The sequence below is a fragment of the Bradyrhizobium sp. 164 genome, from assembly GCF_023073715.1.
Classification (GTDB): domain Bacteria; phylum Pseudomonadota; class Alphaproteobacteria; order Rhizobiales; family Xanthobacteraceae; genus Bradyrhizobium.
Genome location: NZ_JADPKA010000063.1, coordinates 1 through 18,848, shown reverse-complemented (window position 1 = coordinate 18,848; position 18,848 = coordinate 1). Strand labels below are relative to the sequence as shown.

Annotated in this window: 15 protein-coding genes and 2 pseudogenes; 6 read left to right on the top strand and 11 right to left on the bottom strand. The window is 62.8% G+C overall.

Annotated features, from left to right (window positions below):
* Positions 1 to 20: 20 nt before the first annotated feature.
* Both IVB01_RS19590 and IVB01_RS35725 read right to left on the bottom strand, forming a co-directional pair.
* Positions 21 to 3,426: pseudogene (locus IVB01_RS19590) on the bottom strand (acyl-[ACP]--phospholipid O-acyltransferase).
* 357 nt (positions 3,427 to 3,783) lie between these two features.
* Positions 3,784 to 4,050, bottom strand: coding sequence for a hypothetical protein (locus IVB01_RS35725; protein ID WP_346015460.1), 267 nt, complete (start codon positions 4,048 to 4,050; stop codon positions 3,784 to 3,786).
* A 51-nt stretch (positions 4,051 to 4,101) separates the two neighbouring features.
* Between IVB01_RS35725 and IVB01_RS19585 the strand changes: the two genes are divergently transcribed.
* Positions 4,102 to 4,722 (top strand): TetR/AcrR family transcriptional regulator, encoded by a 621-nt coding sequence (locus IVB01_RS19585; RefSeq protein ID WP_247280858.1) that lies wholly within the window; start codon positions 4,102 to 4,104, stop codon positions 4,720 to 4,722.
* A gap of 14 nt (positions 4,723 to 4,736) precedes the next feature.
* On the opposite strand, the gene IVB01_RS19580 is transcribed toward IVB01_RS19585, so the two are convergent.
* The 5 genes from IVB01_RS19580 to IVB01_RS19560 form a co-directional block, all read right to left on the bottom strand.
* On the bottom strand, positions 4,737 to 6,044 hold the full coding sequence (locus tag IVB01_RS19580; RefSeq protein WP_247280778.1) for a GGDEF domain-containing protein: 1,308 nt from the start codon (positions 6,042 to 6,044) through the stop codon (positions 4,737 to 4,739).
* Positions 6,045 to 6,289: 245 nt separating this feature from the next.
* The gene (gene pncB / locus IVB01_RS19575) at positions 6,290 to 7,594 is read right to left on the bottom strand and encodes a nicotinate phosphoribosyltransferase (RefSeq protein WP_247280777.1); all 1,305 of its coding nucleotides are present in this window, start codon (positions 7,592 to 7,594) and stop codon (positions 6,290 to 6,292) included.
* 278 nt (positions 7,595 to 7,872) lie between these two features.
* Complete coding sequence (locus IVB01_RS19570) at positions 7,873 to 8,478, bottom strand: NYN domain-containing protein (RefSeq protein WP_247280857.1); 606 nt, start codon at positions 8,476 to 8,478, stop codon at positions 7,873 to 7,875.
* Between the two features lie 344 nt (positions 8,479 to 8,822).
* Positions 8,823 to 10,973: an adenylate/guanylate cyclase domain-containing protein gene (locus tag IVB01_RS19565; RefSeq protein WP_247280776.1), complete on the bottom strand. Its 2,151-nt coding sequence runs from the start codon at positions 10,971 to 10,973 to the stop codon at positions 8,823 to 8,825.
* A gap of 20 nt (positions 10,974 to 10,993) precedes the next feature.
* A complete protein-coding gene (locus tag IVB01_RS19560; protein ID WP_247280775.1) occupies positions 10,994 to 11,662 on the bottom strand; it encodes a hypothetical protein in 669 nt (222 codons plus the stop codon).
* A 332-nt stretch (positions 11,663 to 11,994) separates the two neighbouring features.
* Between IVB01_RS19560 and IVB01_RS19555 the strand changes: the two genes are divergently transcribed.
* The 3 genes from IVB01_RS19555 (at position 11,995) to IVB01_RS19545 (ending at position 13,468) form a co-directional block, all read left to right on the top strand.
* Complete coding sequence (locus IVB01_RS19555; RefSeq protein ID WP_247280774.1) at positions 11,995 to 12,438, top strand: hypothetical protein; 444 nt, start codon at positions 11,995 to 11,997, stop codon at positions 12,436 to 12,438.
* A gap of 163 nt (positions 12,439 to 12,601) precedes the next feature.
* Positions 12,602 to 12,886 carry a hypothetical protein gene (locus IVB01_RS19550; protein WP_247458298.1) on the top strand — a complete coding sequence of 95 codons (285 nt, stop codon included), beginning with the start codon at positions 12,602 to 12,604 and terminating at the stop codon, positions 12,884 to 12,886.
* A 135-nt stretch (positions 12,887 to 13,021) separates the two neighbouring features.
* A complete protein-coding gene (locus IVB01_RS19545) occupies positions 13,022 to 13,468 on the top strand; it encodes a CHRD domain-containing protein (protein WP_247280772.1) in 447 nt (148 codons plus the stop codon).
* A 48-nt stretch (positions 13,469 to 13,516) separates the two neighbouring features.
* Here IVB01_RS19545 and IVB01_RS19540 read toward each other — a convergent pair whose 3' ends face one another.
* The 3 genes from IVB01_RS19540 to IVB01_RS19530 all read right to left on the bottom strand — a co-directional run bounded on the left by IVB01_RS19540 (position 13,517) and on the right by IVB01_RS19530 (position 16,636).
* The gene (locus IVB01_RS19540) at positions 13,517 to 13,882 is read right to left on the bottom strand and encodes a VanZ family protein (RefSeq protein ID WP_247280771.1); all 366 of its coding nucleotides are present in this window, start codon (positions 13,880 to 13,882) and stop codon (positions 13,517 to 13,519) included.
* A 71-nt stretch (positions 13,883 to 13,953) separates the two neighbouring features.
* Positions 13,954 to 15,492, bottom strand: coding sequence for an EAL domain-containing protein (locus tag IVB01_RS19535; RefSeq protein WP_247280770.1), 1,539 nt, complete (start codon positions 15,490 to 15,492; stop codon positions 13,954 to 13,956).
* Between the two features lie 961 nt (positions 15,493 to 16,453).
* Positions 16,454 to 16,636, bottom strand: a complete 183-nt coding sequence (locus tag IVB01_RS19530; protein WP_247280862.1) for a hypothetical protein — start codon at positions 16,634 to 16,636, stop codon at positions 16,454 to 16,456.
* A 1,019-nt stretch (positions 16,637 to 17,655) separates the two neighbouring features.
* Between IVB01_RS19530 and IVB01_RS19525 the strand changes: the two genes are divergently transcribed.
* Both IVB01_RS19525 and IVB01_RS19520 read left to right on the top strand, forming a co-directional pair.
* Positions 17,656 to 17,946 (top strand): hypothetical protein, encoded by a 291-nt coding sequence (locus IVB01_RS19525; RefSeq protein ID WP_247280769.1) that lies wholly within the window; start codon positions 17,656 to 17,658, stop codon positions 17,944 to 17,946.
* Between the two features lie 40 nt (positions 17,947 to 17,986).
* Positions 17,987 to 18,403 (top strand): hypothetical protein, encoded by a 417-nt coding sequence (locus IVB01_RS19520; RefSeq protein WP_247415943.1) that lies wholly within the window; start codon positions 17,987 to 17,989, stop codon positions 18,401 to 18,403.
* Between the two features lie 163 nt (positions 18,404 to 18,566).
* Here the strand turns inward: IVB01_RS19520 and IVB01_RS19515 are convergent.
* Positions 18,567 to 18,848 (bottom strand): annotated as a pseudogene (locus IVB01_RS19515) (transposase); the annotation flags it as partial.

Below are 18,848 nucleotides of genomic sequence, written 5' to 3'. Positions count from 1 at the left end.
AGGCTTGCCCCGATCGGTCGTCACGCCACCTCGCGCTCCGGTGCCGACGCTTGCTCGCGGGCCATTGTTGTTGCCGTGACATAGTCGGTCTTGCCGGTGCCGAGCAGCGGCACCTTGTCGACCACCATGATCGCCGCGGGAACGGTCAGCTCGGACGCTCCGAGCGCCTTGGCCTGGGCCTGCATCGCGCTGCGCTCGGCGTTCTTCTCCGTCGTCAGCAGCACGATGCGCTCGCCTTTGCGCTGGTCCGGGATCGAGACGGCGACCGATGCGGCCTGCGGCCACAGCGTCGTCGCGATGCTCTCGACCGCCGACAGCGAGACCATTTCGCCCGCGATCTTGGCAAAGCGCTTGGCGCGGCCTTTGATGGTGATGAAGCCGGCCGCGTCGATCGAAACGATGTCGCCGGTGTCGTGCCAGCCTTCTGCCAGCGGCTCGAGCACGCCGGGATTTTCAGCCCGCAGATATCCGAGCATCACGTTCGGTCCGCGCACCGAGAGGCGACCGCCGTCCTCGATGCCGGGGACCGGATCCAGCCGGCTTTCCATTAGCGGCGACAGGCGGCCGACGGTGCCCGGACGGTTGGCCATCGGCGTGTTCATCGCCAGCACCGGCGCAGTCTCGGTGACGCCATAGCCTTCGAGGATGCGGATGCCGTAGCGCTCCATGAACACCTGACGCGTCCGGTCCTTGACCGCTTCGGCGCCGGCGATCACGAGGCGCAGGGTGCGGAAGTCGTAGGCGTGCGCCGAGCGTGCATAGCCGGTGAGGAACGTGTCGGTGCCGAACAGGATGGTGGCGCCGGTCTGGTAGATCAGCTCGGGCACGATCCGGTAATGCAGCGGCGAGGGGTACATGTAGATCGGAATGCCCGCCAGCAACGGCATCATCATTCCGCCAGTCAACCCGAAGGAGTGGAACACCGGCAGCACGTTGAACACCTTGTCGTTGGCGTTGGCGTCGACCCGCGCCAGCGCCTGCGCCGCGTTGGCGAGGATGTTGCGATGGGACAGCACCACGCCCTTGGGCGTTCCTTCCGAGCCCGACGTGAACAGCACGACGGCCGGATCGTTGGCCTGGCGGGTGACGCGCGGCGCGGTGCTTGCGAGCAGGCCCTTGATCTTGTCGGCCACGCCAATCGAGGCGCGGACATCCTCGAGATAGATGATTCGCGCCTCTGCGGAGACCGCCGCCATCAGTTTGTCGAGCTTGCCCTTGTCGATGAAGGCTTTCGACGTCAGCACGGTCTTGACCTGCGCCGCCTTCATGGCGGCGAGCACATTGACCGGGCCGGCGGAGAAGTTGAGCATCGCAGGCACCCGGCCGATGCTTTGCAACGCCATGAAGACAACGGCGACGCCTGCCGAGTTCGGCAGCAGCACGCCGACATTCTCGCCGGCGGCGGTGCCTGCCTCGAGCTTGCGGCTCAAGACCTGCGCGCCGAGAATCAGCTTGCGATAGGTCAGCTTGGTGCCGAGCGCGTCTTCGACGATGACCTTGCCGGTGTCGCGGTCGCGATAGGCGTGGCCGAGCGCCTCGAACAGCGTCTGATCGAGCATCGCGTTCTTCACGAGAGCATCGATCATCACGTCCTGAAGCGCGCCGCCGGCGGCGTTGCGGCGCGCCTTGCCCTTCAGCGACGGGTCGACCGGAAGCTTGACCGGCGGCAGGATGGTGACCGTCACCCGCGGAAACCAGGAGCGCTTGATCTGGCTGCTATTGAGATAGCTGAGATGCGAGCGCTGCGCGCCCTCGATGCGGACGGGCACGACCACCGCGTCGGCCTTGTCAGCGATCATCGCGGTGCCGTCATAGACCTTCATCAGCGAGCCCGAGACGGTGATGCGTCCTTCCGGGAAAGATCACGACCGGCTCACCGGCGGCGACGAGCTTGATCAGGTCGCGCGCAGCCAGTGGCTTGGTTGGATCCATGGTGTAGTGCTTGACCACGCGCAGGAACGGCTTGGCCCACCAGGCCTTCGAGATGCCGGTATCCACCGCGAAACTGGCGTCGATCGGCAGCACCGCGTGCAGCAGCGGACCGTCGATCAGACTGACATGGTTGGGCGCGATCAGCATGCGCGTGCCTGACGGCGGCAGGTTTTCGAGCCCGCGAATTTCGGTGCGGAACAGCGCGCGGAACAGCAGTCCGCCGAAGTCGCGCACGCCCTCCTTGCCCCACTTGGTCAGCACGAACCACACCGCGCCGAAGCTCGCGACTCCGAGGCCGAAGAAGATCCAGCCGACATGGAGGCCGGCCGCCTGCAACAGCGCGACGAACAGCGAGCCGACCACCATGAAGGCCGCCTGCAGCACGTTGCCGGCGGCGATGATGCGGGCGCGCTCGGACGGCGCCGACCAGGCCTGAACAGCCGCAAATGAGGGAACGACAAACAAGCCACCGCCGAATGCAAAGGCGACGAAGTCGATCATCATGCGCAAGCCCGCGAACGAGGTTGCGAAACCGGCCGCGGTGATGTCCTGACCCCTGGTGGTCACGCCGATGGCCCAGGCGAGATCGAGGCCAGAACATCCCATGATGATGGCGCCGATCGGCACGAGAGCGAGGTTCGGGCGAACGTGGCTGAGGCTGGCGGCGAACAGCGAGCCGACGGCGATGCCGATCGCGAAGATCGCAAGACACAGCGTCACCACGCCCTCGGTGCCGCCCACGACGTCCTTGACCAGCGCCGGCAGCAGCGACAGCACGATGGCGCCGACGAGCCAGAACCAGGAGACGATCACGGTGCGGTCCCACAGCCGATGGTCGGCGTGCAAGGTCCTCAGCAGGCTGAGCGTCGAGGTCCAGGGATTGGCGCTGACGGGCAGATCGGGCGCAGACGGCGTGGTCGCCGGAATGCGGGAGGCGAAGGCCCAGGACAACAGGGCCAGCACGACCACGGCCGATGCGACCCAGCCCATATGCGCGGAGCCGGCCACGAACTGGCCGCCGGCGACGGTGCCGAGCAGGATGGCCATGAAGGTTGCGCCTTCGACCAGTGCGTTGCCGGTCGCGAGCTCGCCGAGCTCGAGCTGGTCCGGCAACATGGCGTATTTCACCGGGCCGAACATGGCGGCGATGATGCCGAACAGCGCGAGCGCTGCGAACAGCAGCGGCACTGAGTGCAGGAAGAAGCCGGCGGCCGCAAAGCAAGCGGCGAAGATCTCGGCGAATTTGAGCCGCCTTGCGACGACGGATTTGACGTATTTGTCGGCGAGCTGGCCACCGAGCCCGGACAGGATGAAATAGGGGAAGATGAAGACGGCGCCTGCGATCGTCACCAGGGCATCGCCGTGGCCGGTCGCGGCACTGTAAAGCAGGATGATGACGAGTGCGTTCTTGAGCACGTTGTCATTGAGCGCCGAGAAAAATTGCGCCCAGAACAGCGGCGCGAAGCGGCGTGACGACATCAATTCCCTGATCATGACTAGTCCTGTTTTGGAAAGGCAGCCTGAGATTTACGTTGTCGGTGAAGCGTCACGACCGGAAGGGTATGGGATGAGTGATTGCAGGGCGACGACGGTTGCCGGCCTGCTTCGTCGCCTCGATTCTTCCGATCCTGTTGGTCTCCAAGTGGTCTCGTTAGGTTCGCAAATATCTGAGCGCGACCGCAGTTCGGGCGAGATGGCCGCGCTTGCCGGATATCGCGCCGGTTCTGAGGAAAAGCTGAACCGCATCGCCGAAGTCCGCCAGATCGACCGCCAATGTCCGGAGATGGTGAGTCCTTCGTTGCAACCCGATCTTGCATTCGAGCCGATCGGAACGTGCCGGCTGTGCCTGTCTCAGGTGAGATGGGAGAGGTGGCGAAAGGGCGAGAGGCGGCCGAGCAGGCTGAACCGGCGGCCCTCGAGACGCCCACGGGCACGGTTGGCCCGCCACATCCGGAAGGTCGCGCGCCGCTCAGTAAGCACGCCGGCGATGTCGCAGGCATTTGCGACGCGATCGATTGGAGTCATGGCGAACCGCAGCAGGGCGCGGCCAAAGCCGGTCACGAGAGCTGCGGCGTCATCGACGAAGGTGGCGGCGATATCAACAGCGAGAGTTTGCATTTTGCAGGTCTCCGGGCTAAGTTGAACAATGTTCACATGGGTAGCCTGAAAATGAACAATGTTCAAGAAAAATCACTGCGCGGGCAGAAAAAAAGTGGGCGACGGCTCCAGATCGTGGAGATCGCCCGGGGCATCATTTCAGCTAAGGGGCTGAAATCATTGAAGGTCCGTGATGTCGCGGAAGCCGCCGGTTGCTCGGTCGGCAGCGTCTATAACGAGTTCGGCGACTTCGATGGGGTGATCCTGACCGTCAATCGGGAGACGGTTCAGGCGCTCACAGCGCGGCTCCGCGGAGTTCCTGCCAAGGATCCCGTCCGTCAGCTCTATGGCCTTGCCGCGACCTATCTCGACTTCTTTGCTGAGCACGCCAATTTGCTGCGCTCGTTGTTCGAGCATCGGATGGAGGACGATCGCCCTTATCCGGACGACATCCTTCAGATGGTCATGGACGCCTTCGCGCTGATGCATCCACCGCTGGTGCGGCTATTGCCGGATGCGAATGACGTGGAGATCGCGCTTTTGTCGCGTACGCTGTTTTCGGCCGTGCATGGAATCATCTCGCTCGGCCTCGAGGAGCGCATGGTGGCCGTGCCGCCGCAGATGCTGCGTCAGCAGATCGAGCAGTTTCTCGACGCCCATCTCGCCGGCCTTGGAATTTTGCCTCGACGGTGACGGCGCGGGCAGCGTCAAGCGCGCGCCGCTTCGCGCGGCCGGGCTGCCGCGACGACGACATCCGGCCTTACGCCGTCGACCTGAACCCGGTTGCGTCCCTTCTCTTTGGCACGGTAGCAGGCGGCATCCGCGCGCCGCATCGCATCCTCGAGCGTGGTGTTGCGGTCGGTGATGCAGGCGACGCCGATGCTGGCGGTCACCGCAAAGCAACGGTCGTCCCAGGCGAAATTGAACAGCTCGAACGATCGGCGCAGCCGTTCGGCGATATCGACGGCATTCGAGGGCGGGCACCGCGGCAGGATCAGGCCGAATTCGTCACCTCCGAGCCGGGCCACCAGATCATGGGCATGCCGGTCCTGTTGCAGGAGGCGCGAGACCTGGCAGAGCAGGCGATCGCCGGCAAGGTGACCGCAGGTATCGTTGACACTCTTGAACTGGTCGAGGTCGAGCAGGATCAGTCCCAGCGGACCCGCGGCGGCATTGTCCAACTCGCTCTGCAGGCTCGCCTCGAAGGCGCGGCGGTTGGACAGGCCGGTCAGCCAGTCGTGCGACGCCTGCCAGGCCAGGCGCTCTTTCTCGGCGTGCAAGGCCTCCTCGAATGCCTGTCGTTGCAGCACCAGCCGCCGCGTATGCCAGATCAGGAGCAGGATCAGCGTCGCGGCGGTGACGATGTTGATGCACGTCAGCGTCACCTTGATGGCACGAGAGCCTTCACCGAGGACAGTGGAGAACCGCTTGGCATGCACCGTGAATTGGGTATTGAGCTCCGAGAGCCGCGACGACAGGAATTGCAGGCGACCGTCGTTTTGAATGGGGCCGTTCTCCAACTCGGACCGGATGACCTCGCCGAACACGCTGAGCTCCAGCAGCATGGGATCGGTGGCAGCCCACTCCCGGATCGCTTCATGGAGGAAACTGACACGGTTGAAGTAGCGATACAGCCAGATCAGTCCCGGAACGTCATCGGGATGGTTGCCGCCCTGCAGAAAGCCGATGCGGGCGACCTCGACGTCGACCGGATCGCGTTCGAGCGCCCAGCGCGCGAATTGGTCGCCAATGGGAACGGCGAGCGCGGCCCGATATTGCGCGAACTGGCTGGCCTCGCCCGAATGCAGATAGCGATTGAGGAAGTAAACAGCATTCTTCTGCGAGCGCGACCACAACGCTTCGCCGGCGACATAGGCGCGGACCGAGGACATCACCTCGAGGCTGAATCCTGCGATTGCCGCCTGGAGCACGACGACCATGACGAAAGGCGAGACAAGCTTGATGACGTGAAGGAGACTGTGTCCCTTCGTCGACGTCGCTGTTCTACGAAACACCCTGCGTTCCCCAAATCGATCAACGATCCCAGCGGAGCGTTGGGCCTGCAACGCGAAGTAGAGCAGAATGTTGCTTAACTCGACCTGAAAACGCGAGCGACTGCACCCAGGGTGAAGGCGCTGTGAAGTGGATGCGCGCAGATCGCGTCAAATACTGGTCAATCGGAACTGGCGCGGCATCGGCGAACCAAAGCCTCATATTCATCGTGCGCGGTTTACCGGATCGAAAGAAGCCTGGTCCGCTGCTAGACCAGCACCGGCTTGCGCACGCGTCCGGCATCGCCGAACACGCGCAGGTAACGCTCGATCTCCGAGGGCAGGCCGGTCGCTTTCTCCGGATTGTCGGAGAGCTTGACGGCCGGATGTCCGTCGACGGACGAAACCTTGCAGACCAGCGAGATCGGATCGAGATTGAACGAGCCGTCCGGCGTGCAGCCGACGAAGTCGTTGGTGAGGTTAGTGCCCCAGCCGAACGAGAGCCGCACACGGCCAGCGAAGTGGTGATAGGTCTCCTCGATCGAGCCGACGTCCATCGCGTCGGAGAAGACGAGCAGCTTGTCCTTGGGATTGCGGCCCATCTTCTTCCACCACGCGATGATCTCTTCGCCGGCCTGGATCGGTGGCGCGCTATCGGGGCGGAAGCCGGTCCAGTCGGCGACCCATTCCGGCGCATCGCGCAGGAAAGCTTTCGTGCCAAAGGCGTCGGGCAGCGCAATCAGGAGGTTGCCGCCATAGGTCTGGCGCCACTGGTCGAGGATGCGATAGGGCGCCCAGCGCAATTCCTCGTCGTCCCTGGCGAGCGCGGCCGCGACCATCGGCAGCTCATGCGCGTTGGTGCCGATGGCTTCGAGATCGTTGTCCATCGCGAGCAGCACGTTGGAGGTGCCGATGAAGGACGAGCCGAGGCCTTCCTTCACCGCCTCCACACACCAGCGCTGCCAGAGGAAGCCGTGACGGCGGCGGGTGCCGAAATCGGACAACCGGAGGTTCTCCAGCTTGCGCAGCCGCTCCACCTTGGTCCACAGCTTGGCCTTGGCGCGGGCGTAGAGCACGTCGAGCTCGAAGCGGCCGCGGCCCTTCATCGCTGCGCGCGAGCGCAGCTCGTTGAGGATCGCGAGTGCCGGAATCTCCCACATCGTGGTGTGGGTCCAGGGGCCGTGGAAATGCAGCTCGTACTGGCCGTCGACCTTGCGCAGCTCGTATTCGGGCAGGCGGAATTCGGCCAGCCAGCGGATGAAGTCCGCCGAGAACATGTGGGTCTTGCCGTAGAAGGTGTTACCGGCAAGCCAGATCAGCTCCTTCTTGGTGAAGCGGATGGTGCGGGCATGGTCGAGCTGGGCGCGCAGCTCGCCCACGTCGATGATCTCGGCGAGACGCACATGGCGCGAGCGGTTGATGACCGAAAACGTCACCTGCTGATTCGGGTAATCCTCCCGAATCATCTGTAACATCAACAGCTTGTAGAAATCGGTATCGAGCAGGCTGCGGATGATGGGATCCAGCCGCCAGCTGTGATTGTAGGTTCGGCTCGCAATGTCGGTCACTGTCATGGCGCGATTTTAGCGTGGCTCCCCGTGCGCAACCAGTGGGTTTGGCGGGAATCAGGTTTTCGTGGGGTGGGGCCGGCTCAAGCGGCAGCCATCGCCGCGACAGTCTGGAGCTGGCTCGCCATGAACATCGGCAGCCGGCCAACCTTCGCGTGCGGGCGATGGCCGGCTTCGACGTCTTCAAGAAGAACTTTTGGACGTCCTGGTGACGCCGAGCACCAAGGGCGAACGCATCACGCTGGAAGGCAGGGTGCTCGACGGTGCCGGCGGCCGTCCCAGGATCATTCCACCCGGTCGCCCCGATCGATCGATCCGCGCGCGAGGAATTGCGGTGGCTGCCGAAGCTCGCGGGGCCGGTCGGCGGGATCGCGCCCCACTTTTGGTTTCAGGTCTGCCAAATCGAGGAATACGTCCGCCTGTCGGCGCAGGTCGTCGGCGACCATGGGCGGCTGAGTGGAGAGCGTGGAGACGACCGTCACGCGGACACCGCCGCGTTGCAGGGCTTCCACGAGGGAACGAAAGTCCCCATCGCCCGAGAACAATACGATCTGATCGACGTGTTCGGCGAGCTCCATCGCACTCACGGCGAGCTCGACATCCATGCAGCCCTTCACCTTGCGGCGGCCGGTGGTGGCGTCGACGAACTCCTTGGCGAGCTTGGTGATGACGGTGTACCCATTATAATCGAGCCAATCGATCAACGGGCGGATTGACGAAAACTCCTGATCCTCGATGACGGTCGTGTAGTAAAAGGCGCGCAACAGTGCACCTCGGCTTTGAAATTCGCTGAGCAACCGCCTGAAATCGATGTCGAAGCCGAGCGCTTTGGAGGTGGCATACAGATTGGAGCCATCGATAAAGAGTGCGATCTTCTCAAGAGAAGACATTGTGCACAAATCTCCAGTTTCGCAAAAAGCTGGCGATGGCTTGCTGAAAAAAGCGGCGCAGACGACCGGACAGGGGTGGCCGTCTTGCGCCAAGGTCAGGGAGGTTTCATGCCACCAGCGCCAGGGCGCCGAATGCAGTCACGCTAAGGCGCGAGCATTCCGTACTCAATTGTACTGAGGTAAACGGCCTCTATCCAAAGGATAGGACACCATATACGAAGGTAAGTGGCCGTGCCGGCCAACAAAGGCCGAGGTCGTCAGACTTCCTCCCCATCCGCGCCTCCCGGAGCTGCCGGTTTAGGGTGGCACGCGTTTACCCTGCCCTGGAGGGAGGCGATCAACTGCTACTTCCCCTCCAGCATATTGACCGGTCTCCAATCCGACGCGGGCGGATTCGCGATTAGCATTCTGGCGCGTTTGGCGAATAGCGCCGACGACGGATCGATCTTCGCCGCGCTCTCGAACGCTTCGGCCGCCTTCACAAAATCCCTGGCCCGCCAGCAGGCCAACCCCTCCGCATACACCGCGGCCACCTTCGCCTGCTCGGCGCTCGCCGCGCCTCTCTCCGCCAGCGGCTCGAACACCCTGACCGCCTCGCCGCGTCCCAACACCCTGATCGCATCGAGCTCGCGCCAGGCGAAGGTGTCACCGGTCTGCGCCATCGTGGTTTCGGAGGCCATGATCGCGGTGCCGTAATATTTGTTGGCGCCCTCGAGCCGCGAGGCAACGTTCACGGTGTCGCTCATCACGGTGTAGTTGAAGCGGCGGCGCGAGCCGATGTTGCCGACCACGGCTTCGCCGCTGTTGAGGCCGATGCGATGCGACAGGCCGTGGCCCGCAAAGGCGGCATTGTTGGCGTTGAGCTCTGCGAGCTTCTCGTGGCATTTCAGCGCGGCACGCACCGCATTGCGCGCATGTGCGACGTCGTCGGCCGGGGCGCCGAACATGGCGACGATGGAATCGCCGATATATTTGTCGACGTAGCCGCCATGGCCCTCGATGATGTCGGTCATGGCGGACAGATATTCGTTCATCAGGGTCACAAGCTCGCCAGGTGTCATCGTCTCCGCGATCGCTGAGAAGCCGCTGAGGTCGGAGAAGAACATGGTGACGTTGCGCATCTCGCCGCCGAGCGCCGGCATCTTGCCGGATGCAACCATGGTGTCGATCACTTCAGGCGCGAGATAGAACGCAAAGCTCTTGCGCAGGAAGCGCTCGTCGCGATCAGCCAGCACGAAGCGGTAGCCGATCATCATCGCGAGCGCGGCAAGACTTGCGAGCGCAGGCTCGGTCAGCGGCAGTGCCAGTGCGCGAACGAACGCACCGACAGCCATGGCGGCGTAAACGGCGGTGAGGCCGAGCCAGGCGATCAGGGCGCCGCTCGGTGCAAGCACGCAGGCGGCGCAAGCGATGACGAGCGCGAACAGGATTGTGAGGATGCTCCGCGCGGGAAAGCCGAGCTCGGTCACGGCGTCGCGTTCGATCAAGTTGCGAACGACGGTGGCGTGCACGAAGACGCCGGCGACATCGCTGCGGGGGCGTTGCGCGCCACGCTCCGGCGCGGGCAGGGCGCATCGCGCCGCCGGCGTGCCGTCATATCCGCCAGACAAGCGCATCGAGGTGAGCTTACGGTCCTCGAAATTCAGGACCGTGCCGAGCAGCACGACCTTGCCGTCGAAGGCGCGGCGAAAGAAATCGCGATCGCCCTTCTCGACACAGGCGCGCAGGTCGGCGAAGGAGAAGGTCGGAACGTCGCGTCCCAGCCCGCGAAAGTTGAGTGTGATTGTATTCGGCATCGCGCTCGGGATCGCATAGCCGGACAACTCGGTCGCGCCGGACGGCGCAATCTCAGGCTTTGCGCCAAGCGCACGCGCAGCCAGCTCGACCGCCATCGCGGGGACAGGCTTGCCCTCGATGGCAAAGCTCAATGGCATGCGCCGGATCACGTCGTCGGGATCAGTGTGTACGTTGAGCGCGCGGATGGTGTTGCGCACGGCCACTTGCTGTGCGCGATAGGGCACTTCCGGGTGGTCGTTGTTCAGGATTTCGCCGAGCACCAGTTTGCCGCCGTCGGAGATTTGCCGCAGGGCGATCAGATAATCCCGATCAAAACCCTTCATGCGGGTGCCGAGCGGCGCGTCGCCGAAGAGAATCTCGGACTGCTCGATCGAGCTCGGAAAGATTACGTCGAAGCCGATGACCTTGGCGCCGCCCTCGGTGATGCTGCCGAGCATCCGTCCAATCTCACGCGTCCAGGTTTGCGTCGGCGATCCCTTGAAGGGCGGCGTGTCGTAGGTTTCCGCATCGATCGCGACTACAACGACTGGCGACATTGCAGGATCGCGGCGCTCACCGGCCAGCTTGCCGCGCAGCGCGGTGAGGATGTCGAGCGACAGGCCCTGCAGCGTCTGAAGCGGCGGAGACATGACGATCGCGCCCGCGAGGAGCGCAATCAGGATCGCCGCAACGATGTCCCGCCTGCCGATCCGCCGCATCGCGGCCTCGCTAGGTCCGTCTATTCGAGCCGCAGCAGGCGGCCGATAACCGGGGTAGGCGATGCCGTGGCGCCGGCGTCGACTTGGAAGGCGTAACGCTTGGCGCCGAGAATGGCGAGATAGCTGCCGCCCGGGGTCAGTGACTTTCCGGCCTTGGCAAAGTCATAGAATTTGCCGCGGATCATGACGTCGTTCTTGAGCGGCACGCTGATCGTGGGCTCCTTGCCGTCGGTGCGCTCGATCACGAGCGTGCTGCCGCTCTTGGCCTGGACCAGCGGCGCGATGCCGTAGAGCGTTGGCAATTTGGATGGAGCGTTCTTGGCATCGGACCGCACGGTCCGGAAGGTGGTCGCGGCACTCTGGTTGGCCTCGCGTTCGGAGAGCTGCGCCGCCTTGGTATCGCAGGGCACCTTGGCGCGCTGAACGTCGCCAAGCTGTACGGTGCTCTGCTCGGTGCCGACCAGGATGACGCCTTCGCTGATTGTTTCGCGCAAGCAGGATTTGAGATAGCTGAGGGTAACGCTGGACTTGGGCCCGAGCTTGATGATCTTGCCCGGCGCCACATAATCCATGAACTCGACGCCGTCGACCTTGCCTTGCACATCCTCGACAATCGCGGCCGGGGTCTCCGCCAGAGCGGGGGCCGCAATACAGAACGCGCCGACAAGGGCGCCGATCAGGCTTTTCATGGGAATTCTCATCCAATTCGACGATGCTCTACCGGTCCCCGTCCGGTCCGATGCTTAGCAGCGGGGCGCCCAGGCAAGTGTGACCAGAATCACTCTTTGATATTGGTGCACTTTATCAGGAACAGGTTCAAATCGGCGACCGGGTATCAAGCCATGGGCACGATGGCTTAGAACTGTTTTGACGTCGCTGCCGGCTTCGCCTCCCGGCCCGCAGGAATTTGATCGATTGACTTGGCAGGGTGTTAACCGTGGCGGAATGCTCGCTGCGGCAGCCATTGTCGCGCCCCACAGGTTCGTTGCAAATACGGGTGAAAATCACGACGGATGTTCCCATGCTGAAAGAAGGCAAATACGCGGCGTGGTTCAGAACCGCACAAGCGCAAGGCACCGGTATCGTGCATCTGGCCCAGGGCCGGATTTCGGGCAGTGACAGCTTCTTCACCTATGGCGGCACCTATCAATTCGATGACGACCAGCGTTTCACGGCCGTTCTGACCACGCGCCGGCATGCCGACGGGCCGCCGACCGTGTTCGGGCGTGACGAGGTCGAAGTCTATCTCTCCGGCGTCTTCAGCGGCGCTATGGCGATCTGCTCCGGAACGGCGAAGCAAGCGCCTGACGTGAAATTCGAGGCGACGCTGATCTACAGTCAGGAAGATGCCCCGGCTGCCGATATCAGGAGCGCGGTCGTGAAGCTCAATGCCGACAAGCTGCCCAAGGGGCCCGACAGCCGTTCCCGGCCGCGGCATCCGTTCACGGCGGGCCCGCCCAGGTGAAAGCCAAATCGACGATCATCCGCGCAGCTCCGCGGGTGCCCGCCGCGATGATTAGCATTGCATTGACACTATTGCTTCGAAATCACACCGCGGCCGCGCTGCAGCAACCCTGCCTTTAGACGCGAGAACTAGTCTCGCGGCCGATCAAGTGTGGTGGAAGAACATGCCTCAAATCTGGATGACATACGACGAGCTCGGTGCGCTTTGCGGCTGCGGCGCAATGGAGGCCAGGGAGCGTGCCATCCATTTGTCGCTCGATCGCCGCAAGAGTCGCGACGGGACGACGCGCGTCAAACTCGATCTGGCGCTGACGGCCAAGTTCTTTGCAGCCGTTCGTGAGGCGGATTTCGATCTGGATTGCGCCGTTGAGGCGCTGCACAACACCCACCGGCAGATGGCCGAACTGCTGGCTCCCACCCAGCTCCACAACAGGCGTGGAGCGGCCTGAGCCTCCGCGTGTTCCGGCCCAGGCCGAAGGGCCAATTCCCGCGTTCGTCCCGAATCAGCATAAGCTCTATGGCGGAATTTCCGGCTGTCGTCGGTGTTCACAGCCGATGGGTCGCGAAGTCCGCAGGAGGGATGCATGAGCAAAGCCGGGTGTCGGCCGTCGGTGGCACTGTTGGGGACGCTCGCGCTCATAGGAAGCGTCATTGCGATGAGCGGCACGGCAAACGCGGAAGTCGTGATGCTGCAAGCCGAGCTCAAGGGAAGCAATGAAGTGCCCCCGAACAGCTCAACCGGGTCAGGCAAGGCCGAGGCAAGCTACGACACTGAAACGAAAGTTCTGACTTACAGCGTCACCTATGCCGGGCTTACGGGACCCGCAATGGGCGCGCATTTCCATGGCCCAGGCGAAGCCGGCAAGAACGCCGGCATCGTCTTGCCGTTCAAGACAGTGCAAAGCCCAATCCAAGGCAGTGCCACGCTCACCGACGCGCAGGCGGCAGATCTACTGGCCGGAAAATGGTACGCAAACATCCATACGGCCGCGAACCCGGGCGGTGAATTGCGCGGCCAGATGATGAAGTAAGGACCGGTTGTACGTCCGAACGGTCATCTTGCTGCGATACCGGTGGCTTCAGGACGGCGGTCTGGGCAAGAACGCCAGGATCATCTGGGCGAGCATGACGCCGACGGTGCCTCCTGCCGCCTTCTGGAGCACGTCGAGAAAGCCCGGATCCCGATCGGGTATGAACGCTTGCATCAGCTCCAGCCCCATCGCGACCGCGATCACGAGCGAGCAAGCCAGACCGAGCCGTCCTGGCAGCAAGAAGGAAAGAAGGAAGCCGAGCAGCCCATAGGCACTGAAGCGCTCGATCACGACGACCCAGTACGCCTCGTGATGGCCCAAGAGCGCGGGTCTTCCTGCCAGCTTCGCCAGCGTGGCGTAGACGATGAGGGCAAGGCAGATGCTCGCGGCTGCAATGAGATGGGTTCTGCGCATGGCGCCAGCATAGCCGGTCGGTTGCCGGTCTGCCTCGAAAGCAGAAAATATCGTTAAAGCTCGCGCCGCCGTTACGCCACCAAAGCCGTGTCCTCTGACACCGCCGTGCCTGATTGCGCCGCGCGCCGGCACTCGACGAGCTCACCAAACTTGGCGAACGGAAGCGGAGGCGCCACGAGATAACCCTGACCCTCTTCCACGCCGGATGCGACCAGCGCGCGGAGCTGCTCCTCCGTCTCAATGCCTTCCGCGACCACGCTCATATGGAGGTCCCTCGCGAGCGCCACCAGCATCTCCACGATCATCGTCGTCGACGCGTCCACGGTGATCGTGTCCACGAAGAACTTGTCGATCTTGATCGTGTCGGCGCCGAGGCCTTTCAATCGGGACAGTCCGCTATGGCCGACGCCGACGTCGTCGATGGCGACGCGGAAGCCATGGTCTCGCAGCTCGGCGACAACCGCCGCGGCGCGCGCAAGATCGTCGAGCTCGTCGCGCTCGGTGACTTCGACCACGATTTGGCGCGCAGAGACCCTGGCCGTCAGGACCGTGCGACGCAGCGTTTCGACGAAGCCGGCACTCAGCAGCTGCTTGGGCACGACATTCAGGGACAGCTTGAAGGTCTTGTCCGCCCTCAGCATTGGCTGCAGGTCGGACAGCGCCGATCTCAGGATCTGCCAGGTCATCGCCTGGATGCGTCCACTGGATTCGGCGAGCGGAATGAAGTTCATCGGCGGGACGACCGAGCCGTCTCGGCGCACCCAGCGCGCCAAAACCTCGCAGCCTGTGATCCGGCCCGCCCTGAGGTCGAAGATGGGCTGGTAGTACGGCTTGAATTCGCCAGCTGCCAGTCCGCGATCGAGATCGGCGACCGGCCCTTCCATCCGGCGGCTGCGTGCCAGCAGGATGCCGAAGAGTGTGCCAAGGCCAAGGGCGACTGCGAGCGCCGGCCAATAGGCCTCGCTGTTCCAGCTCGAGAGCACCGCGTGCTCGAGCCGGATCGTGGCATGAAGCGGCAAGCGCGTGGAATGCCTCTCGAAGCTGATTGGTCTCACCAGGGGCCTGTCGGCATCGAGCAGGAATTCGCCGAGCTTCTCGCCATTGCTCAAGGTGAGGATCACCTCGCTGTGCGCGCGCAGCTCGGCGGGCATGATGTCGAACAGGCTGGCATTGATGCCGACAATGGCGATAAGGGCGGAGCTGTCATTGATGTCCCTGAGCACGCCTAGGGCGTCCCCGCCGAACTGCTCCACGCGGAACAGCGACAGCGCCTTGTCGCGCGAGGGCAGCATGTCATGGCGATCCGCCCATCCCTTGTCGAACTCGAGCGTCTCGGAATAGGCCGAGCAGATCACCGAGCCATCCGGCTTGACGAGCCGGACGTCCTTGATCGCCGAGCGCTGGTAGACGTGGAGGCGGATGGCTTGCAACGCCGCGGGCTCGCAGCTGGCGAGATTGCGTTTTGGGAGCTCGTCCAGGCTGGCCGCGGCAAAATCGACCGCCAATTCGGAGCGGCGCAGAACGACCTCGGTCAACTCGTTCAGCTGATGCGCCTGCTGGTGGCGAATGACGGCGTCCGCAGCGAAATGCCCGGACAAGGCGAACGCCATCGTGCTCGCAAGCACGAGCGCCGCAAACGGGAGGGTCGGTCGCAGTCGTTTCATCCGGGTCAGGCGAAATGAGGCAAGGCTTGGAGAATTGATCCTAGCCAGCGGGGGCTAAGATAGGGTTTAACGGGCGGACCGGCGCGGTCGGGCCGACCGGAGTGATGGCTGGCCGATGATCTCGCGGCGCAAGCATTAGAACGAGCATGGAAAGTTGAGCAGTATGATCAGGACGTTAAGCATCCTTCTCCTGGCGCTAATTGCCGGGAGCTCTGCGGCCTCGGCACAGGGAACCAAAGACAGGCCATCGGGCACGCAGCCCACTTCGGCGACCCGCAGCGGCACTGGGACGAATTCCGGTTCGGACAGCATGGGTGGCGCGTTCAAAGGAACGGGGACGCCCAATTACGGGACCAGCCCTGGAATGGGCTCCCAGAAGAAGACCAACAACTAAGGCGTGATCCGGAAAAGTGCGAAGCGGTTTCCGAAAAGATCATGCTCAAACAAAAACCTAAGCGCGATGACGATTCATCCTGATCTCATCGCGCTTTAGGTTGAACGAGCCGAACGGACCCTCGGGCGTCTATCGCCGCTCACCGCCTGAGGCGATGGCGCAGAGGAATCACGTCGGGACAAGGTGAGCTGGGCCTGTGGGTGTGGGACGTGGCCGGATGGCGGGGGGTCCGGAGCCGAAGCACCACGAAGGCGATATTGATCGCCAGCCAAATCAACATCGCGGAAATGGCCAAGTTGAGCACTGCCAGGCCTCGCTGTGAAGTCGGGCATCAACACCCGAGCGTTGGTTCGGTTCCGCCCGCCGGGATGAAGCTGTGGCTGCGTCGAAGGCGTGTTGCGGCGCTGTAGAGGATGGGATGACCTGCTGGGCTCGTCGGTGACGTCGTTCGCGTGCACCGCAGCGCGGGAGGTCGGCTGCGAGGCGCAAGGTGAGCGCTGCCGCGCTTCCGCGCTAGGACTTCTTGTCCGACTTCGACTTCAACGAAAGACCGAGTCGCAACGCCATGCGCTTGATCGCATCAGGCGAGCGTCGGAGAACTTTCGCGGCCTCTTCCAGCGAAGCCGAAGACTTGGCCAGCTCCATGAGCCGGCGGTCTTCCTTGAACGACCAGGGCTTCCGCGCCATAACCGACATGATCCTCTCGTCGACATAAGGACAAAGCCGCCAAGCGACCCATGTTCGCTCGACGGCTTTGCTTGGGTGGGGCCGGGCTTGGGGGAGCCCGGTGCGAAGATGGATAAGCGAAATGCGAGACTTCGCAACAACCAACGCGGATTAAGCTAACTGCTCAACCTTACCGGGATGAAGTTGGTGCATGACGCTCCGTATAACCACGGATGTTTCGTCGGTGTCTGCAATCGCCAGCAGCGGCGTGCGAAAAATGTGTCGGAAGCGACGTCATCACGCAGAGTACAGACACGCTCGATCACCGGTGCGCGTGGCTCAGGCTGCTTGCCGAGGTGAACAGGGGTTAGCATCGCCAGCAGGATGTCGCTCTTGAACAATGAGAGATTTCGTCATCCGCCCGGCCTAGCTTTTCCCGCGACGACCAAACTCCGAGCACCACGTTGCACAAACTTCATGTTCGTCTGACAAAAGTTTCAGCGCCGATGATCTTGAAGTCGTCACGACATCACGTTGAAATGGACCGGGAGGAGCGTTCCGAAAACTGGGAACATTCCACATGCTTGCAATTCTGGTTTTGATGTCGATTTTTGCAGCTGGCTTTTGCTGCGGCTATGGTGTGCGGGCGTGGCGCTCGCGCAAGCGATCAGCGCGATATCGTCTCTATGCGCCCTACACGCCGGCCTCGATGAGAGTCAGGCAAAGCGAGCGTCCATCGTGATGGCAACACCAGGGGCGCGACGTTTCGGTTGGAGTTGATGTTGTGGCAACGTCGAATAACCATGTGCAGTTAGGTTAACGTGGCGCGGTCCTTGAGCGCTTCGGAAAGGCAACTTAAGACGGATCAGTTCATGGCGAGAGTTTAGTCATCTCGATTTTTCGCGGCTCGCAGGGTAGGCGTAGATGGCGTATTTGATTGTGTTGCTGGGCGCGACTTGCGTCCTCATTTTGGTCGCGTTTGTTCGTAGCTTTGATCGTCGGCTGAAAGATCTTCCAGGGCCTTGGATCATGGATGAGGGCCATTCGAGATGATTGATCAAAGGCGCAATGCGCCCCGTAGGTATTTCGTCGACGCCCAAGGGCGTCGTGTCCTGATCGGCCTTTCGCTGCAGGAAACTGCGGAGTTCGAAGCGCTGGATCTTTCACCGAACAATAAGGTGCAATTCGCGTCGGAGATTTGCGTGAGCGAAGCAGCCGCCGCCGCGACCGAGTTTCGCTGGCTTGAGCTCTATTCCAGGCACGAACGAGCCTGGCGGGCATGGATCGAACAAAGCCAGGCGGAGCGGGCGCAAGATTTAGGCTTTGTTAACTATGTCTGACCGATGGTAGCCGCCTGATCTCGAATGTGGGATGGCCCAAATGTTTCAGCTGTTCCTGAGAGCGCGCGCACACAATCTTCTCGGCTCCCGCCGCGAGACCAAGGGTTTTAAGGCGCGCTCTGTCGAGCGTGATGCGGAGACCGACCGCGTGCGGATCGGTGCCGTCCTGGCGGCGATTGAAACAGCATTGCAGGAGGCGGAGAGGGAGCAGGCCGGCCTCAACCGGCGTGTTGATGATGCCCTCGCGCGTGCGTCCGTCACCTTCGGAAATGGCACCGATGAATATCTCGAGCGAGAGCCGCTCGACAATTATCATCAGGATCTCTTCGCGGCCGACATCTCGAATGGCCAGCGACGGCTCAAGGAATTGGCAAGCAGCATTGCTCACTTGAAGTTCGTCAAGACCGCAATGCTCACGCGCTTTCCGGATTTCAAGCCGCCGCAGCTCAACAGCTAAAGCGAGATGAGCTTTGGTTGAATCGGTGCGAGCCGAGGAGGGCACCTCCTCCTAGGCAAAGGTGAACCAGATAATCGGCGCCGGTGCCCGTTGAAACTGCTTGCGCGCGCTTCGTCCTCATCCTGAGAGCCTGACTCAAAAAGCGCGTGGACGCTATCAAGGTTCTGGCTAGACGGCGAATTAGGAGCCTTAGATGGGCGGCGAGCAGCCAAGCGAGCTCGGTAGCGGCAGAGCGTTCGAAGTCTTTGGAGAGGCGCCGGCATCTTCCGAACCATGCAAAGGTGCGCTCGACGACCCAGCGCCTGGGCAGGAGCTGGAAGCCTTTGGCGCCGTGCGGTCGCTCGACGATCTCGATTGTCCAGGGCCCGCAGTCTGAGAGTGCGTTGACGAGCTGTTTGCCGCGATAGATTCGGTCGGCAAAGACATGCTGAAGCCTCGGAAAGCG

What these genes read in the sequence shown, in the direction of transcription:
- IVB01_RS19555 (WP_247280774.1), top strand. Translation starts at nt 11,995, where the DNA reads ATGCTGAAAGAAGGCAAATACGCGGCGTGGTTCAGAACCGCACAAGCG.
- IVB01_RS19550 (WP_247458298.1), top strand. Translation starts at nt 12,602, where the DNA reads ATGCCTCAAATCTGGATGACATACGACGAGCTCGGTGCGCTTTGCGGC.
- IVB01_RS19540 (WP_247280771.1), bottom strand. Translation starts at nt 13,882, where the DNA reads ATGCGCAGAACCCATCTCATTGCAGCCGCGAGCATCTGCCTTGCCCTC.
- IVB01_RS19535 (WP_247280770.1), bottom strand. Translation starts at nt 15,492, where the DNA reads ATGGCGTTCGCCTTGTCCGGGCATTTCGCTGCGGACGCCGTCATTCGC.
- IVB01_RS19565 (WP_247280776.1), bottom strand. Translation starts at nt 10,973, where the DNA reads ATGCGGCGGATCGGCAGGCGGGACATCGTTGCGGCGATCCTGATTGCG.
- IVB01_RS19530 (WP_247280862.1), bottom strand. Translation starts at nt 16,636, where the DNA reads ATGTCGGTTATGGCGCGGAAGCCCTGGTCGTTCAAGGAAGACCGCCGG.
- IVB01_RS19585 (WP_247280858.1), top strand. Translation starts at nt 4,102, where the DNA reads ATGAACAATGTTCAAGAAAAATCACTGCGCGGGCAGAAAAAAAGTGGG.
- IVB01_RS35725 (WP_346015460.1), bottom strand. Translation starts at nt 4,050, where the DNA reads ATGCAAACTCTCGCTGTTGATATCGCCGCCACCTTCGTCGATGACGCC.
- IVB01_RS19520 (WP_247415943.1), top strand. Translation starts at nt 17,987, where the DNA reads ATGTTTCAGCTGTTCCTGAGAGCGCGCGCACACAATCTTCTCGGCTCC.
- IVB01_RS19545 (WP_247280772.1), top strand. Translation starts at nt 13,022, where the DNA reads ATGAGCAAAGCCGGGTGTCGGCCGTCGGTGGCACTGTTGGGGACGCTC.
- pncB (WP_247280777.1), bottom strand. Translation starts at nt 7,594, where the DNA reads ATGACAGTGACCGACATTGCGAGCCGAACCTACAATCACAGCTGGCGG.
- IVB01_RS19560 (WP_247280775.1), bottom strand. Translation starts at nt 11,662, where the DNA reads ATGAAAAGCCTGATCGGCGCCCTTGTCGGCGCGTTCTGTATTGCGGCC.
- IVB01_RS19570 (WP_247280857.1), bottom strand. Translation starts at nt 8,478, where the DNA reads ATGTCTTCTCTTGAGAAGATCGCACTCTTTATCGATGGCTCCAATCTG.
- IVB01_RS19525 (WP_247280769.1), top strand. Translation starts at nt 17,656, where the DNA reads ATGATTGATCAAAGGCGCAATGCGCCCCGTAGGTATTTCGTCGACGCC.